We start from the raw sequence: 15,938 nt of genomic DNA on the forward strand, positions 1-15,938 counted from the left end.
CGATCCGACGAGCCTGGCACACCCACCGCTGGGACAACCGCCCGCGCAGCCCCCGCATCCGATAGCCCGGCTCAACGCCTACTGGCGGACGCTCTAAGTCGGTGTGTTGTGCTCACGCTGCCATCCGGGCGCCGTGACCGAACCGGCGTTGACGGGAATGCACCCGCCCGTGTTCCTCAGATCGGCCGCTCCAAGCCCTTGACCTGCGGTGATCAGTCTTCGATGACACACTCAGTCACAACAGGCACCTCGTCAACTAGCTCGCCGGGATGCGTCAAAAATCGAACACGTGATGCAATACCTGTATGCTTTGCTCTGCTATCCCTGAGGACTTGGTCGCCGCGCAGTGTGCATGGGAGCGGACCTATCGGAGCCTTGCCGATCCGGCCAATCGTCAGCGGACGACAACCCTCCGCCGCCGCCTGCTGGAGCTGTCGATCAAGGTGTGGTGGCATCCCTACTGGCAGCATGCCGGGACCGGGCAGCGTGCAGAGCTGCGCGCCTGGGCCCGAGAGCTGGAACCAAGGCCCCGGTAGGTGAGCACCCCGCACGGTGACCAGCGAGCGATCGGATCACCCCCGGCCGCCATAACGCTCACGCTGCCGGACGGACAGACCGTGCGGGTCCGGCTCCACGCACGCCGGGAGGTCCCCGGCCCCCATCCATGGCGTTACCTTGTAGGCGTCCCCTCCTGGATCGCGCGGCGAGACGGGGTGGAGGCGGCCGAGTACACCGTCTGGGTGACCGACCGGCAGCTGACACCCATCGAAGGAGTGGATCTTTCCGGCGTGCCGACCCGGCGTCTGCCCGGCCCTCCGCCACCGCCGGCCCCCGGCTGGGTGGTCCGCCCGGCGCCCGAGCGCCGGGGCCGGACGGTCGTGCACGACGCCGCATGCCGCCGTGCCTCGGGCGGCGGAACGGAACTGGGCACGCGGGAGGCCGTGGATGCCCTGATGCGGGACGGCGCTCGGGCCTGCACCGAGTGTGACGCGGCGGCGGTGCTGGTTCCGGCACTGGAACTCGGCCAAGGGCACGGGTAGCGCTGCGATGGCCGCTACCCTCTGCATGCTAGGGAGATCCCGGAGCCCGCCGGCCCGCCGTACCTCGTCCCGGCCTAGGCGATCCACAGCGCACGGCTACACCCTCGACGAAGCAGTTCCGGCCTGCGTGCACCCGGACAAGATCCACCTGGAGCCCGTCAGGATCGCGCCGCCTCCGACGCCACCGCCGGGCCGAGAGGCGGGACGGGTACGTCCCCAGGATTGGCGAGGAGTCCGGCGTGCCCGCGTCTCATGTCGGCAAGACCGGTCATGAAACGTCGGTCCGCCAGAACGCGCCGCAGTGGACGACAAAGCCCCCGGATTCCAGGCTGTGGAATCCGGGGGCTCGGAGTCGTGGAGAGGTATGGAGGGCGGGTCAGCTCTCGGTGGAGTCGCCGTCGGCGTGACCGTCCGTGCGGCTTCGGCGTGTCAGGAGGAGAGCGCCTCCGCCTGCTGCGATAAGCACGGCCGTGCCGCCGATCAGCCATGGTGTGGCGTCGGCTCCGGTGTGGGCGAGGGAGCCCGTCGGCGCCTTCGGCGTGGAGTTCCCTACCGGGGTCGCGGCCACGGACGAGGAGTCAACATCCGGCGTGTGAATGCCCGAGACATGCGGCGTGGCCCCTCCGGTACCGCTGCTCGGCTTGCCGGGACTGGACGGGGAGTGGGTGGGCTTGTGCGTCGGCTTGTCTGAGGGGTCGGGCTGCGGGTTGGTAGCGGTCTTGGCGTTGGTGACGGTCACGGTGACCGGTGCGCCGGGGCCCGCGGTGAACGTCTTCGTCGGCTTGTAGAGGTCGTAGCCGGCGGGGGCCTTGATCTCCTTGACCCAGAACTGCGTCCTGCGGCTCGACACGGGCAGTTCGCCGGAGGCCGTGCCCTTGGCTCCCGTGGTCAGGGTCAGCAGCGTGGAGGTGCCGGTGCCGATGTTCACGGTCGCGCCTGGCAGGAGCTTTCCGGTCTTGTCGTCTTTGGCCCGCAGGAGGACCTTGGCGGCCTTGAACGGGTCGGTGATCGCCAGCCGGGTGGCGTTGCCCGGGGTGACTATGACGTCCTGGTCGGCGACGACCTCGTGGAGCGGGCTGCCGGTAGCCGTCTGCTTGAGCCGGTAGACGCCCGGCGCGAGGTCGGGGAAAGTCAACTTCCCCTGGGCATCGCTCTGTCCGCGTCCGGCTTCCTGACCGGCAGAGTCGAGCAGCAGGAACACGGCGCCGGGGAGGACGTCTCCGGCCGTGTCCTTCGCGGTGATCTCGACGCTGCCCGCGTCCGGGGCCGGTGTTTCGGCAGGGGCGGCCGAGGCCAAGGGGGTCGGTTCGGAGGGCTCGGCGCTGGCGGTCGGCACCCAGGTCAGGGTGCCGGCCGCCGCGACGGCGACGGCAGCAGCGGATCGAACGAGTCGTGCGTGCACGAGGAAGAGGGCTCCTTGGGGCAGGGGACGGGACGGTCATCGGGTGTGGCCAGAGGCCGGGGCGGGAGGTGGCGGGGCGACGGGTGTGTTGCTGTTCGGTTGCTTGCCTGTCGGGGTGGCAACGTAGAGGGCGCGGCGGGTCTGGGTCGGGATGTCCTGGACGGTGCGCTGCAGCGGTTCGGTGGAGATGAGCGAGGCGGTGAACGCCGCGACGAGCGTGGTGGGCGTATCTACCGAGAAGCGTGCCGTCCAGTGCGGCTCGTCGGGGAATCCGCCCCAGGCCCGCCAGGCCACCCCCTTGGTGTCGGTGGCGTACTGGTGGCGCAGGCCACCGAGTCCTTCCGGGGTGAAGAAGGTCTGTGCCCCGTCGGTCTTGACCTCGTGGCGCCAGCCGCGGGCGAGCAGCGGCGCGTACACCTGGTACTCAGCAGTCCCCTTGTCGAACAGCCAGTCCCGGTCGGAGTGCCGGTGTTCGAGATAGAGGTCGAGCAGCTCGCTGTGGACGTCGTGCAGAATTTCGGCGGGGGTGGTGGCGTCGAAAGTGACCCACCAGGCCGGCGGGGTGAACGGCGCCCGATGGGCATTGATGGTCCACGTGCCCTTGCAGGGCTTGTCGGGCTGGGGGTCGAAGGTGGTCTGCAGGCGTAGGCACGGGCTGAATGCGGCGGCCGTGCCTGCTTCGGTCTGGGCGAACGACCAGCCCTCCTCGAAGGGGAAGTCCCACACCGGGCGGGGGTCAACGGCGCCGGGGCCGGCGAGGTGACGCGGCAGGACCTGCACGCTCTGAACCGGGTCGAGGTTCTCAAGGGGATGAGTGAGCACGGGCCGGGGCTCCTACAAGAAGGGTGGGGAGGTTGGAAGGGCGCAGTTCAGCGAGTGCGAGCGCCGCGAGCAGCTGGCGGGACGGGATTCGTGTGGGCACTCTTGCTCGCCACGCGCCTCGGCGCGGAAGCCGTCCAGGCTCCCGGGAACCAGACGGTGGCGTACCTCTCGATCGCGTCGCGCAGACCCGTGAAGTCGGCCCCCTCCCATGAGGGCTGCCCCGGCTCAGCGAGCGTGATATTGAAGGTGTGGGGCATGTTTCGACTGCGCAGGGGCCCCTGCGCGCTGCGAAACGTTCCGTGATCAGCGAAGCTGAGCGCCACCGCGTCGATCGTGCCCCGGTCGACGTGCATCACGGTCATGCGCAGGCCGCCGTATGCGTTCCTGTACTGCGTGTCGGTGAAGCCGATCTGCAGTCGCAGGGGTGAGTCGGCAATGGGCGTGGCGTAGTACGTAGTGCCTACCGTGATGCCGCTGGGGAAGGGGAGGCGGAGTTCGGCGAAGAACTCGGGGGCGTGCAAGGACAAGAGGATCCTCCGGTGAACGGGGCGGGTCTACCGGCGCGGGCCGGGCAGGGCCGGTCGGCTGGTGGTGGTCCAGCGCGGGACGCTGGCGGGGGGCAACGCGGCCGGACGGCGGGATGCGACGGCTCGCTGGACGTCGAGCGGTGTGGGGGCCGGCGGACCGGGCGGGAGGATCGGGGTGAGCTGGGCCATTCCCTTGATGTAGCTGAAGGTCGCCTTGCGCCATCGGGGCAGGGGAGCCGGGTCGGCAATGCACTCCGTGACAGCTGTGAGCAGGGCGACGGGGGTGTCGGTGCTGGCCGTGGCGTACCAGACGGGCTGGTCCAGGGACTTACCCGCCCACAACTGCCAGCGAGCATCGCGCGTGGTCAGTTCGGCTTCCGGATCGAGGTCGCCTGTGGTGAACTCCATGCCGGCGTGCTCGTCCGGGGCCTGGACCGTGAAGACGCCCCAGCGTGGCCGGTCGATCTCCCAGCCGTGCTTCAGGAGCGGGACGACCGCGAGGAAGGGGTCGTGCTCGTCGTTGTCGGAGACCGGCCGCGCGAGGTAGGCGTCCGGTCCCTGTTCGTACATTGTCGCGAGGACGGTGGTGAACGCGGTCACGAATTCGGTGGGGACGCGGTCGTTGAAGCAGACGCCCCACGCGGGCGGTCCGAAGGAGTCCTTGTAGGCGTTGATGCGCCAGAGGCCGTCGTCATCGCCTTCGGGCAGGTAGCCCAGGCGTACGCGCCGGTCGGGCGCGCTCACGAACACGTTGGAGTCCTCGTCGTACCGCAGTTCCCAGCCGAGGTCGAGCAGCGGGGCGAGCGCAGGGTCGCCGGTTCCGGTGGTGGAGGCGAGGTGGCGGGGCCAGACGTAGACGTCGCCGTCGATCTCGTGGTGCGGATCGGGCCGCGGCGTCATCGGTCCGCCCTCGTGGTCACGGTGATCTCGTCGGCGGCGGTGTCGAGGCGTTCGGTGACCTCGGCGGTGGTGCGGCCTGTGACGATGTAGAACCCTGCACGGGCGGTAAACAGGTCGCCGTCGGGGGGCAGGACGAGCTGGTCGCCGATCTCGCGGATCCACTGCACCTGCCGCAGCCAGGGGGTGTGGGCGGCGAAGGGCTGGTTGATGTGCCGTGCGGTGAGAGTGCCGGAGGCATCCGGGTAAAGCATGCGGATGCCCGCGGCTCCGCTGCGGGTCGGGACGAGGTCGGGCGCTCGGCCGCAGGCGAGGTCGGCGGCAGCCCTGGGCAGGTCGATGCCGGTGGCGAGGCGGACGAGGTGGCCGATCATGTCGCCGCCGATGCGCGCGTTGACCTCGATCAGCCGGGGCCGTCCGTCCACGAGGCGCAGTTCGACGTGCTGCACGCCGTCGGTGATGCCCAGGGCCGTGACCGCAGCAGCGGCGGCCGGGGCGACCTGGGCCAGGAGCGGGTCGTCGGCATCGACGGTGTGCCCGGTCTCGTCGAAGTACGGGGCGGGCCCCAGGTGCTTGCGGGTCACGGCGACCGCTGTGGTCACGCCGCGGTGGGTGACGCATTCGACCGAGACTTCCGGCCCGTCGAGGTACTCCTCGACCAGGACGCCGGTGTCGTCGGGGCTGCGGTTCGCGCCGGCCGAGGCGAACGCGAACGCGGCGGGCAGTTCTTCGGGCTGGTCGACGCGGATCACTCCGATGCTGCCCGCGGACGCGGCGGGCTTGATGACCGCGGGCAGGCCGAGGGTCATCGTCGCCAGGGCAGCCTCCAGCAGGTTCTGTGCCCTCATCGAGGCGGCCGAGGGCACGCCGTGGCGGGCGAACAGGGTGCGGGCGGTGGCCTTGTTGCGGCAGGCCCGTATCACCTCGACGGGCGTCGCGGACAGGCCGACTGTGCGGGCGAGACGGGCGGTGGGGACGAGGTGCCACTCGTCCCAGGTGACCACGCCGGCAAGGTCGTAGCGCTCGGCCAACGTCCGGCCGCCGGCGAGCAGCGCTGCGGGGTCGCTCAGATCGACGATGGCGTGGTCAACGATGAACGGCTTCTCCCACGACGGCTCGGTGCCGGTGAGCAGGACGACGTCGTACGCGGCGGCAACCTGCTCCAGGCAGTAGCCGCGATAGGTCTCGTCGCCGGGAGAAACGACGAGCACGAGGGGAGAATGCAAGGAATCGACTCCAGGAGCGGGCTAATGGTGAGGTGGCGGCAGGCCGCTGCGGTTCGGGGCCGACCGGGGTGGTGGGGGCTGTCGGTGTTCGCAGGCCGTTGCATTCGCCTTGGCGGATGGTCCGCTGGAATCGGTACGCGGCCGGGCTGAGGTTGGCAGTCGTGCGGCGACGCGGAGCGACTGCCTCTCCCCAGGGGTGCTTGTAACGTTGGCGGTCCCCCCCTCACGGCAGAGGGAGGAGGCGCAGTTCACGGGCGGCGCCGGAGGCGGGCTTCCAGCACGGAGGCCCATTCCGGGGGCGCGGCGAGCAACATGCGGGAGTAGAGGGCGGTGTAGTTGTTGTTGAGACCCTTCACTCCTTGCGGGTGGCGCCGGCGGAGGGTTTCGAAGAGGCTCTTCGTCCCGACCCGTTCCGCGCCGGCCGACGGTGGCTGGACTATGAGCTGCTCCAACGTGGCGTATATCCAGGAGTGTTGGGCGTAGAGAGTGCCGAACTGCTCGCTGATCGTCGGGGCGTTCCGGTGCGGTTGTGCGAGCATGGGCAGGGCGTCGCGTGTGATGGCAGACACGAGCGGTGAAGGCTCCTCTCGTACGAGGGTCAGGCGGGAGCTGGCAGGCTGCGCAGCCTGGTGAAGGCGGCGGTGAGGCCGAGGGCCTGCAGCAGGGCGGCGGCGGCGATGGCGTGCCCGAGCTGGGCCGGGGGTACGGCCGCGACAAGCAGCCCTGCGGCGGGGAACGGAGCCGTGAGCAACAAGATCGTCACCGACAGCGTGCTGCCGAACACGTTGGGGGGTATCAGGTGTGATCTCAAGGTGCGCAGGACGACCGTGAGTCCGCCCTCGCCGGCCATCAGGACGGCGATCAGAAGGAGATAGTGGCGGTAGGTGTCGGCGTGGGCGACGGCGAAGGTTGCGGCGACTGCGACAGCGGCGGCGGTGGCGCCGACAGGCCACAGGCCCCAGTGGTCGATCGCCCGGCGCGCTGCGATGACGGCGAGGAGGGAGGCGAGGGCCGAGGCGGACCAGATGAGTCCGGCGTCCGCGCTGGAGCGCCCCAGCTCGCTGACGACGATCACGGGCATGGCCGCCTGGAGGAGGCCGATGGCGGTGTTGGAGACGACCAGGCCGCCGACCATCCAGGCAAGGGATGGTATCGACCGCAGTGTCGTCCAGCCCGCCCGTAGCCCGCTCTTGCCTGCGGGCTGGCCCGGTCTGGTCCGCCAGCGGGGTCCGAGGCCAGCGGCGAGAAGGGATGCGCCTGCGAGCGTGCAGAGCATCATGGCCGGTCCGCCGTTTTCCAGCAGCAGGCCGGAGACCAGGGGCCCGGAGAGCATGGCGGTCTGGTCGATGCCCAGCAGCACGGACTGCACCCGGTGCGCACGAACTCCGGCCGCCCGGCTCGCCTCGCCGCCGACGGTCTCGGCCGCGACGTAGCTGAATTCGGTGAGGAAGCCGGTCAACGGGGCGAGCGTCATCACTGTCACAACCGCCGGGACCCCGGCGTCAGGAACCGCGAGCAGGAGCGCGGCTGTGAGGACAACCAGCGCCCGCAGACTGCATGCGGCGCGGAAGACGCGGGCGGTTCCGTGGCGGTCGACGACGGTGCCGGCCACTGTGAACGCGCCCAGCCGCGGAATCCATTCCAGCGCGAAGGCAATCCCGGTAAGGGCCGCCGATCCGGTGGTCGCCAGGACCAGGAGAGGGATGCCGTAGGTGGTCATCGCGAATGCGGCGCCGTCGGCCGTGCGGGGCAGATAGACACCGCGCAGTAGTGTCGGGGTGGTTCGGCGGGCGTGCCGGGCTGCACGCGCCGTCACGCGGCGGCGAGCTGGGCGGCCTGCGGGTTGGCGTTCAACCACTGCTCCAGCAGGTCGCGCGGCCGGGCAAGGTCCTTGAGGGACGTCGCACCTGACGGAGATTCGGCTGTTGGCACCTGAGCCAGCAGAGCGAGCGTCTGCTGGACACGGGTGGCGAAGTCACAGACGGGCGCAGGATAGGCATGGTGGCGGGCCCAGCGGGCATTCGCGTCGTAGATGTCGGCCACCTCGGAGCCCGAGGTGGTCAGGTCGAGGCCGGCACCGGGTCGCACACGGACCAGTCCAAGGTCATGCGCAAGGACCACGGTCTCGCGCAGAGAAGCCAGGGCGAGATCGGCAAGTGTGCGCGCCACGCCGCTTGTCGGGATGGGCCCGTTGTCGTCGATCTCCGTGATCAGACGGATCAGAGCCCGCGAGGACAACACTGTGCAGGCGTCCTGCACGTTCGCTGCTGACAGCGGGGCGCTCATCGGCGCGGCCCTCCCGCCGAAAGTGCCGCCGCGGTTCGGGCCGGTGCGACATGGGAGAACAAGTCGCGGTGCCGCCACGGCGCAGGCACTGTGGACGGGGCCGCCTGGCGGGGCTTGTTGCTGACCCACCCTTTCAAAGGGGACGCGGTATCACGTCGTCCCCAGACTGGATGCCCGACGGCGTGTGCGAGAGATTGTCCGGCAGACCACGCGGACAGGGCTGCGAAGACTGAGCCGAGATCGTCGCCGGCAACGGCCAGGCGGTAGGGCTGTCCGGTGCCATCGGTCTCGACCAGGCCATCGGCCACCAGTGTCCTCAGCGGCGGATAGATGTTGGTCCAGTCGTTGCCGGGCATGACGGCTCGGGCCAAAACCCGACCGCTGGCTTCCCCTCGGGACTTCAGCACCCACAGGATCGCTGCGGCGTGCCGCCGGGTGAGGAGCGTGAGGCTGTCCTCAACCTGCTCGATCGCGCGCAGCGGCCGGTCCGCCTTCTCCAGATGCTCCTCTGCCCAGGTGGCAATCACCGGCAGTATGGGCAGCAGCGCGGCACCGCGGTCGGTGTGTCCGTAGGTGACGTGCCGGGGGCTGTGCTGGGTGCGCTGGATGAGGCCGGCATCGCACAGCGACATCAGCTTGGGGGCGAGCTGGCCGTTCTGTAGCCAGGGCAACTTATCGGTGATCGCGGAGTATCGCAGCGGTCTGCCGGACACAGTAAGCAAGATCCGCACGTGCCATCGCGGGGTGATCATGGCGAGAGCCTCGGTGACCCGAGCAATGTCGGCGTCGGTGTTGGGAGGCAGACCAGTGATGGCCAAGGGAGGACTCCTGGGTCGGTGAGGGCGAAGGTCGCGGAGGTCATCGGCTTCGAGCAGCGCTCGCAACCGGGACGGGAGGGGCCGGCACGGCGGGCTCAGAGGGCACGTCCGGCGTGGAGTCCGTGGACAGTTGGGGCGCGGGGACGCGTGCGAGGCTCTGGAGAACGGCGGCGACCGCTTTGGCTTGGACGTCTCGGACGGCGACCGCTTCGGCGAGCCGGCGGGCGCAGTCGAGAACGTGCGAGGCTTCGTGTCGGCCGATCTGCCGCTCGGGATATGCGAACTGGACGAGGCGTTCGCGGTGGAAGGCGATGCTCCGCTCGGCGTGGGCGAGGTCCTCGTGCATGCCGAGCAGGGCGGAGAGCATGCCTGGGGGCTGGTCCTGGGCACGGGATTCAAGGTCGGCCAGGGGTGCGGCGTACAGGTCCTCGATCCGCCCGGCTATCTCCGTGGCGGTGAATTCGGGCAATCGGGGGCTTTCACGTTCGGCGGGCCGTCGCCGCCCCGCCACCGGAGCGTGCCGGGGCGGCGACGGCCGGGGGCAGAGTGGTGATGGCCGTATGCTGTGCCCGCTGGACGGCTCGGGGCTGCCGGCCGGGAGGCGGCATGGTGCGCACAAGATCGTCGAGCGCCGTGCGGTAGCCGTCGCGGGCAGCGAGCGCCGCGTCCAGCCACTGCGCGTCGAAGCGCAAGTTCTCCGCCGACAGCTCGCCCATATCGCGGTCGGGCGACATGGCATCGCGTACGCGGTCGCGGACACGAGCGACCTGTTCCTCGGCCAGGGCGAGGAACGAGCGCAGCTCCAGAGCGCGGGTCACCGCCCGAGAGGCTTCGGTGCCGGTCGCCGTCCGGTAGAGATCTGCGACGGGGGCGCCGAAAGCATCCTGCAACCGGCTGTCGGCGCTGCTGGGTTTGATCTCGGCGATCATCGCCGCGCCGCCTTCCCCGTTCGTGGTGGCGCCTGAGCGGTGGTTGCCATGTGCGGTGCAGTGGTGTGCACGGCCGGACGCTTGCGGGCGCCGCGTTTGAGACGGGCGGACCGTTCGGCGGCGGGATCCTTCTTGCCTTGAACGTCCGGGTCGAGAAGCCACCTCACGACGAGCGCCCGCCCATCCCGTGCGGCGACCGCCTGATTGACGCGGTGGGCGAGATCCATCGTTGGATCGTCGACCTCGCTGGGCTGTGTCTCCAGTGCGGCAAGGAGGGCGTCCTCCGCACGGTCGAGTCCCGCTTGAGACTCGGTCAGCAGGCCGTGCCACTTGACGACGTCGGTGGCATCGGCGTTGGCGGACGGGGCGGCGGAGACCGCGGCCTTCAGCTGATCCATGCCCATAGCGAAGCGTGCTTCGATCTGTTCGGTGAGCACGGCCACGACATCCTCGGTGCCGTCGACTATTTCGTCGGACAAAAGAACTCCTTTGCAAGACAGAGTGGTCCGGTGGTTCACAAGGGGAGATTCGGCGGACGAGCGACCAGCGCGGCTCCGCCACAGGCGGGTTGCCGCCAAGTTGTGTTCAGCCGGGGGACGTTCGGGTATCGCGGTAGCGGTGGGTGTCGGACGCCCACGCCAATGACGCAGCAACTGTCCTGAGCATCGCGACGGATTGCGCGATGCAGGTTGAGCCCATGCGGAATAGCCCTCCTTGCATGAAATGCAGATACGCGACAGACGTCGGGGCTGTCGTCCCGGCGGCCGTATTAAGAGTCCGGAGATTCGCCGGTTTGGCCAACCGGCGATCGTCGGCTATGTTTCGCCCGCCATTCGGCCTCGGCGTTCAACGCGGTCGGCCAGGAAGGCGCGGAGCAGCTGCCTTTGGCAAGAGATCTTGGCGGGTGGATGACGTGGCCGGCCGGACTGGCGGGAGGGGGCCGGCCGTGCCGCTGAGCCGGCCGTAGCACCATTGGAGGGCTTCTTGGGCCGTGGCGAAGCCGCCCTCGCGCAGGGTGCGGGTCCACGCGGCGGTGTCGACCTCTTCTACCAAGACGCGGAACGGCGAGGGGGCTCGCTCGTCGAGTGCCCGTAGGGCCACCACGGTGACGGTGTCGTCCGGGTCGTCGCGGGTGTACGAGTAGCCCATCGCGAAGTGGTCGCCGTCGCCTGCGAGGCGAACTTCCAGTGCGCGCGTCACCTCATCCGCCGGCTGGGGACCCAGCTCGGTGTTGATTCCGATGGCGTCGGCGGGACAGCCGCGGTGTATCAGCCAGGACTGCGCCATGGCCGGCAGCGGCAGCGGGCTCTGCTCAAAGGCGAACGTCCGCTTCTTCTGGTTTCGGTGAAGGTGTACGGCGACGTATTGGGGGTCGCCTGGCAGGCCGTAGGTGGCGGTGCGGTCGAACAGGACGTAGTAGCTATCGCCGTCGGCGGTGTGGTGTTCGGCCAGCGGGACGAGCATGTCCTCGCGCACCGCGACCTGGCGGTAGAAGTCGAGGTAGATCTGTTCGTCGGCATCGTATTCGTCCAGCCCGAAATCGACATCGGTCTTGGGTTCCTGGTCGGAGGACGACGCGGTTGGGGTCAACAGTTGGCTTTCGGTGAGAGATCAGCGTCGGTGTGCTGGCATGGATGGCCATGCCCCGGGCCGGGCTGTCGCCTTCGGCACTGAGGTCGCGGCGGTTCGGCGGGCAGCGGCCAGTGCGGCGCGTCCGGCGGTGGTCAGGGTGAGCGGTTGGCCGGCGTGCAGGGGGTGGCGGGTGTCCCGGTAGACCAGGCCGGCGCCTTCCAGCCGCTGGAGGTCGGTGTAGGGCATGCGCACGCCGGAGGCGGCGGTAACAGCCAGTCGGCCGGTCAGCAGACGCTCGTAGAGTTTGGCTCCGCCCGCAATGACGAGCAGCGCCGCCTGGTCGGCATCCGATATCGGTTCTTCTCCGGGGGCCGGTGCCGCGGCAGCGGCTGCCTCGATGGGTTCCAGAGTGGCGAGGAGTCGACGCGTGGCGGTGTCGCGTGCGGCGGCGGCCTCGTCCAGGTGTCTCACGGTGCGGTCGATGCGGTCGAACCAAGCCGTGTCGACGGGGAATTCACCGCTGGTGAGACGGTGCAGGAGGGTGCGGTAGAAGGTCACGCTGGTCTCGGCCCGTGTCAGCTCGCGGTGCTCGTCGACCAGCCGGGCGTCGGACGCGTCGAGGACGCCGCGGTCCTGATGGGCCCAAAGGGTGTCGATGTCGTGGCCGGTGACGGTCTCCAGACGCTGGTCGAGCGCAGTGACCGCACGCCGGGCTGGCGCCGCGGGTTCATGAGGCATGGACGGACTCGACTGTCAGTCAGAGGGGACGGGGGCGCGAGGGGCTCTGCGAAGGCCGAGGCGGGCTCGGTATCGCGGAGGGCAGGGGTACTGGCCTCGGTGTCGCGCCGTGGGCTGTGAGCTGCGGTGAGCGGGAGCGGGCCGCGTGCGTGCGCGCAGGGAGCGGCCTGCGGGTCATCCCCAGGCGGCGACCGACTTCGTCGTAGACGTCGTTGTCGGCGCGCGGCCGGATCGCGATGACGTGGATGTCCTGCCGGTGGGCGGACGTGTCGGGCGCCGGACGCAGGCCGTAGACGACGCGCCAGTCTTTCCGGGAGTCCACGAACAGCTTGCGGTAGCCCTCCAGGTCGCCCGTGAGCCGGAGCCCGAAACGCTCGGCGTTCACGACTTCCTGCAGATAGGAGAGGGTGATGTCGCGGATGTGGCTGGGGGCCTGGAGGAGATCTGTCAGCGCGCGGGGGTCGAAGCTCAGGCCGAAGGCCGGTCGCTGCCGCCCGCCGTTCACGCGGTCAGCCCGTAGGGCTCACCGGACCCGGATGCCCGCGGATCCGTCGCCGTCGTCGCCCTATCCGTCCGGGTCGAGACCTGTGGACCGGCAAGGACCCGGTGGGCAGGACGGTCGGGCGAGGTCATGCAGGCTGAGAGCGGACCAGCGGGCGCACGGATCGCAGCCATGGCATGTGTGAGGAAATCCCGGTGCCACACGAACATGCCGGACAGGCCGGCCTCGGGGTCCGTGTGCTGCTTGTATGCGAGCCACAGGGCGTGGAGCCACGCCACGACGTCGTCGTGCTGCTGCCACCGACGGCACCAGGGTGTCGATGTGGTGACCTCGGCCCCGTAGACGGGCAGGAGGAAGTCGTCGACCCAGTCCGTCAATGCGTCCAGCTCGTCTTCGCGTTCCTCCCCGTGCAGCTCCAGGATCGGGCGCGGCTCCGAGGGGGCGGCCGGCGGCGGTCCGCCGAGCCCTGGCATCCCGAATGCCGCGAACGGCGAGACTCGGCCGGGGTTCGGCGGGGACGCCAGATGGTCGAGCTGCTGTGCCTGCTGCGCGGACTGTTCGATCAGTCGTCGGACGCTGGCCTCAATCCCTTCCAATTGGGGATCCGGAATGCGGATCGGCTCCAGCTCCCCGCCAGTCGGCGGCTCTTCGAGATCAGACATGGGATGGGCCTCCTGGAGGGTATGAGAATGGCAGAGCAGGCGGGCAGGGCGAGGAGGGCGGCAGGAGATGTCTCACCGGCGCCCTTACTGGACGGGAAAGGGGCGGAGTGTCGTTGCGGTGTCAGACAGCCAGAACGAGGTCGTCCTGCGGGATGGTTTGGCGGATCGTCTCCGCAAGGCGGTCAGCCGCCACGGACGCGTAGTGTTCGGTCTTCTCCACGCCGATGAAGTCCCTGCCTTCCAGTACAGCGGCGACGCCGGTTGAGCCGGATCCGGCGCAGAAGTCGAGCACAGTGCCGCCTTCGGGGCAGATCTTCACAAGCTCGCGCATGACTGAGACAGGCTTCTGCGTGATGTGCCGGCGCTTGGATCCCGATGGCTGCGAAGCCGAATACATGCCCGGCAGATAGACCGGGTTCCTGGAAGCGTCGATCGGCCCCTTCGACGCCCAGACGATGAACTCGCAATTCTGCGTAAAGCGGCCCTTCTGAGGTCTGGCCTGCGGTTTGTGCCAGGCCAGCACACCGCGCCACAGCCAGCCCGCCGCCTGGATTGCGTCCGTGGTCGTGGGAAGCTGTCGCCAGTCGGTGAAGAGGAGCCCGGTGCCGCCGGTCTTCGTCAGCCGGTGGGCTTCGGTCATGATCTGCGTGAGCCAGAACTCGTAGGATCGTTGGTCCATGTTCTCACCGGTGAAGTCAGGCAGTTGGTGATTGGCCACGGCGGAGGTGTACTTCTGCTTCGCCGAGCGGGTGGTGCGCTCCTTCGCGGTCCTGCCGCCTGAGTTGTACGGCGGGTCGGTGATCACGCTGTCGACGCATCCGTCCGGAAGACCGGTCAGGATGCTGAGGGCATCGCCTTGGTGTAGGGAAAAAGGCAAAGAGAACCCCGATTCGGGTGGGGGAAGTGGGGAGAGAGGTTCCCGTCTCGCGAACGCATGTCCCCGTGAGCAGGATTCGGGTATGCAGAAGCCCGGGGCTGCGGGGAGGGCGAGGGGAAGTCTTAAAACTGTAGGCGCGAATTCGCCGACGACCAAGAAGTGCCGGGCTGAGGTGCCGGATTCCGGCACCTCAGGCCATTTATTTGGTCAACCGCCAATCTGGGCCTACTGTTTTGGAACTGCCCGGCACCCACACTGCCGCCGGCTCCCCCACCACCTTGTGCCGCGCAGGTCTCCCGGCCGCGGCGCATCTGGCTTATCTGCGGCCCCGGGCCAGGCGAGCGGCATCACGCCCGGCTCCAGGCAGCACACCCCCAATCGCCCGCCCCGGCCGCCGTGTCCCTATCGACACGCCACGTGCACACGTTCCGCCGGACGCCTCACCCAAGGACTCCTGCATGACATCTCGTCATCCGCCCCTGCCCGCACGTCGTGCCCGGCGGACGGGCCGCACCGCTTGAAGGCGCTCGCCGCCGGCATCGGCGTCGCCTTCCTCTCCCCCGTCCTCCTCGGCGGCATCGCCATGGTGATCAACGGCTCCAGCGACGCCGCTACCAGTCCCAGTGGCCAGTGCCTTCCCGGCCTGGACGCTGACAAAGTCACCAGGCAGGTCACCAAGTTCCTGGACGGCGCGGACGCCTCCGGCGTCCGTATCGAGGGCTTGGACCTGCCCGGAGAACAGGTACCGCACGCCCAGACCATCGTCACCACCGGTATCAGCCTGCAGATACCCCGGCGCGGGCAGGTCGTCGCGCTGGCCACGGCCATGCAGGAGAGCCGACTGCGCAACCTGAATTACGGCGACCGAGACTCGCTGGGCCTGTTCCAGCAGCGCCCCAGCAAGGGCTGGGGCACCGCCGAGCAGATCCGCGACCCCGTGTACGCGAGCGAGCGGTTCTACAAGGCGTTGCTATCGGTCAACGGCTGGCAGCAGATGACCGTCACCCAGGCCGCGCAGGCGGTGCAGCGCTCCGGCCGCCCGGACGCCTACGCTCAGTGGGAACCGCTCGCGACCGCGCTGCAGCGGGCCGTCGCCACGACCATCCCGGGCAGCAGCAGTAATGACGTCGGCCCGGATGCGGAGACATCGCGCCGTGTATCCGGCTGCGGCACAGCTGACGACGGCTCGTCGTTCGGGCCTATCCCCGAGGGTACGGTCCCGAAGGGATACACGATCCCCAAGGGCACCGACCCGCAGGCCCACAAGGCGATCACATGGGCCATGATGCAGCTCGGGACGATGTACCAGTGGGGCGGCTCCTGCACCAACCCCCGCGGCGCCGACCCCATGGGCCGCTGCGACTGCTCCAGCCTCATGCAGCAGGCGTACAAACACGCCGACATCGCCCTCAGCCGCGTCACCCAGACCCAGGTCCGGGACGGCAGAGCTGTCTCGCCGAAGGCCCTGGCGCCCGGTGACCTGATCTTCAGCCGGGGCAGCGCCGCGGCGCCCGACCACGTCGCGATGTATATCGGCGAGGGCCTGGTCATCGAGGCTCCACGGACCAACAAACGCATCCGGATCGTGCCCATCCGGAGCATAGACGTCCTTGCCGCGCGCCGGGTCGTCTGACGCCGGC

The 15,938-nt window shown here is 69.4% G+C and carries 19 protein-coding genes; 2 read left to right on the forward strand and 17 right to left on the reverse strand.

The window, feature by feature from the left end; translation table 11 throughout:
• Nucleotides 1-740 precede the first annotated feature (740 nt).
• A complete protein-coding gene (locus tag ACIQNU_RS42135; protein WP_401377542.1) occupies nt 741-1,040 on the forward strand; it encodes a DUF6233 domain-containing protein in 300 nt (99 codons plus the stop codon).
• A gap of 376 nt (nt 1,041-1,416) precedes the next feature.
• On the opposite strand, the gene ACIQNU_RS42140 is transcribed toward ACIQNU_RS42135, so the two are convergent.
• From ACIQNU_RS42140 to ACIQNU_RS42220, 17 genes are all read right to left on the reverse strand, one after another.
• Nucleotides 1,417-2,442 carry a SpaA isopeptide-forming pilin-related protein gene (locus tag ACIQNU_RS42140; RefSeq protein WP_401377545.1) on the reverse strand — a complete coding sequence of 342 codons (1,026 nt, stop codon included), beginning with the start codon at nt 2,440-2,442 and terminating at the stop codon, nt 1,417-1,419.
• Between the two features lie 36 nt (nt 2,443-2,478).
• The gene (locus ACIQNU_RS42145) at nt 2,479-3,264 is read right to left on the reverse strand and encodes a DUF317 domain-containing protein (protein WP_401377547.1); all 786 of its coding nucleotides are present in this window, start codon (nt 3,262-3,264) and stop codon (nt 2,479-2,481) included.
• A 47-nt stretch (nt 3,265-3,311) separates the two neighbouring features.
• Entirely contained in the window at nt 3,312-3,785 is a 474-nt protein-coding gene (locus ACIQNU_RS42150; protein ID WP_401377550.1) for a hypothetical protein, read from the reverse strand.
• Nucleotides 3,786-3,818: 33 nt separating this feature from the next.
• Nucleotides 3,819-4,691, reverse strand: a complete 873-nt coding sequence (locus ACIQNU_RS42155) for a DUF317 domain-containing protein (protein ID WP_401377553.1) — start codon at nt 4,689-4,691, stop codon at nt 3,819-3,821.
• Nucleotides 4,688-5,899, reverse strand: a complete 1,212-nt coding sequence (locus ACIQNU_RS42160; protein WP_401377556.1) for an ATP-grasp domain-containing protein — start codon at nt 5,897-5,899, stop codon at nt 4,688-4,690. Before ACIQNU_RS42160 ends, ACIQNU_RS42155 begins: the two co-directional genes overlap by 4 nt.
• A 263-nt stretch (nt 5,900-6,162) precedes the next feature.
• Entirely contained in the window at nt 6,163-6,483 is a 321-nt protein-coding gene (locus ACIQNU_RS42165; RefSeq protein ID WP_401377559.1) for a hypothetical protein, read from the reverse strand.
• 29 nt (nt 6,484-6,512) lie between these two features.
• Nucleotides 6,513-7,634 (reverse strand): MFS transporter, encoded by a 1,122-nt coding sequence (locus ACIQNU_RS42170; RefSeq protein WP_401377693.1) that lies wholly within the window; start codon nt 7,632-7,634, stop codon nt 6,513-6,515.
• 92 nt (nt 7,635-7,726) lie between these two features.
• The gene (locus ACIQNU_RS42175; RefSeq protein WP_401377561.1) at nt 7,727-8,200 is read right to left on the reverse strand and encodes a hypothetical protein; all 474 of its coding nucleotides are present in this window, start codon (nt 8,198-8,200) and stop codon (nt 7,727-7,729) included.
• Nucleotides 8,197-9,018, reverse strand: a complete 822-nt coding sequence (locus ACIQNU_RS42180) for a winged helix-turn-helix transcriptional regulator (RefSeq protein WP_401377564.1) — start codon at nt 9,016-9,018, stop codon at nt 8,197-8,199. Before ACIQNU_RS42180 ends, ACIQNU_RS42175 begins: the two co-directional genes overlap by 4 nt.
• A 40-nt stretch (nt 9,019-9,058) precedes the next feature.
• Entirely contained in the window at nt 9,059-9,487 is a 429-nt protein-coding gene (locus ACIQNU_RS42185; protein WP_401377567.1) for a hypothetical protein, read from the reverse strand.
• A gap of 10 nt (nt 9,488-9,497) precedes the next feature.
• Complete coding sequence (locus tag ACIQNU_RS42190; RefSeq protein WP_401377570.1) at nt 9,498-9,947, reverse strand: hypothetical protein; 450 nt, start codon at nt 9,945-9,947, stop codon at nt 9,498-9,500.
• Nucleotides 9,944-10,426, reverse strand: coding sequence for a hypothetical protein (locus ACIQNU_RS42195; protein ID WP_401377572.1), 483 nt, complete (start codon nt 10,424-10,426; stop codon nt 9,944-9,946). The genes ACIQNU_RS42190 and ACIQNU_RS42195 overlap by 4 nt, the downstream gene beginning before the upstream one ends.
• Before the next feature lie 367 nt (nt 10,427-10,793).
• Complete coding sequence (locus tag ACIQNU_RS42200) at nt 10,794-11,537, reverse strand: hypothetical protein (RefSeq protein ID WP_401377575.1); 744 nt, start codon at nt 11,535-11,537, stop codon at nt 10,794-10,796.
• 21 nt (nt 11,538-11,558) lie between these two features.
• Nucleotides 11,559-12,257 (reverse strand): hypothetical protein, encoded by a 699-nt coding sequence (locus ACIQNU_RS42205; RefSeq protein ID WP_401377577.1) that lies wholly within the window; start codon nt 12,255-12,257, stop codon nt 11,559-11,561.
• A 19-nt stretch (nt 12,258-12,276) separates the two neighbouring features.
• Nucleotides 12,277-12,762, reverse strand: coding sequence for a hypothetical protein (locus tag ACIQNU_RS42210; RefSeq protein WP_401377580.1), 486 nt, complete (start codon nt 12,760-12,762; stop codon nt 12,277-12,279).
• Nucleotides 12,759-13,322 carry a DUF4913 domain-containing protein gene (locus tag ACIQNU_RS42215; RefSeq protein WP_401377696.1) on the reverse strand — a complete coding sequence of 188 codons (564 nt, stop codon included), beginning with the start codon at nt 13,320-13,322 and terminating at the stop codon, nt 12,759-12,761. The genes ACIQNU_RS42210 and ACIQNU_RS42215 overlap by 4 nt, the downstream gene beginning before the upstream one ends.
• Before the next feature lie 220 nt (nt 13,323-13,542).
• Nucleotides 13,543-14,298 carry a DNA-methyltransferase gene (locus ACIQNU_RS42220; RefSeq protein ID WP_401377582.1) on the reverse strand — a complete coding sequence of 252 codons (756 nt, stop codon included), beginning with the start codon at nt 14,296-14,298 and terminating at the stop codon, nt 13,543-13,545.
• Between the two features lie 517 nt (nt 14,299-14,815).
• Between ACIQNU_RS42220 and ACIQNU_RS42225 the strand changes: the two genes are divergently transcribed.
• Entirely contained in the window at nt 14,816-15,931 is a 1,116-nt protein-coding gene (locus ACIQNU_RS42225) for a C40 family peptidase (protein ID WP_401377585.1), read from the forward strand.
• Nucleotides 15,932-15,938 lie beyond the last annotated feature (7 nt).

This window comes from Streptomyces sp. NPDC091292, from assembly GCF_044757265.1.
Lineage (GTDB): Bacteria > Actinomycetota > Actinomycetes > Streptomycetales > Streptomycetaceae > Streptomyces.

Excerpts from the sequence above, each read along its gene's own strand:
- ACIQNU_RS42170 (WP_401377693.1), bottom strand. The coding sequence starts at position 7,634 with ATGACCACCTACGGCATCCCTCTCCTGGTCCTGGCGACCACCGGATCG.
- ACIQNU_RS42175 (WP_401377561.1), bottom strand. The coding sequence starts at position 8,200 with ATGAGCGCCCCGCTGTCAGCAGCGAACGTGCAGGACGCCTGCACAGTG.
- ACIQNU_RS42205 (WP_401377577.1), bottom strand. The coding sequence starts at position 12,257 with ATGCCTCATGAACCCGCGGCGCCAGCCCGGCGTGCGGTCACTGCGCTC.
- ACIQNU_RS42155 (WP_401377553.1), bottom strand. The coding sequence starts at position 4,691 with ATGACGCCGCGGCCCGATCCGCACCACGAGATCGACGGCGACGTCTAC.
- ACIQNU_RS42190 (WP_401377570.1), bottom strand. The coding sequence starts at position 9,947 with ATGATCGCCGAGATCAAACCCAGCAGCGCCGACAGCCGGTTGCAGGAT.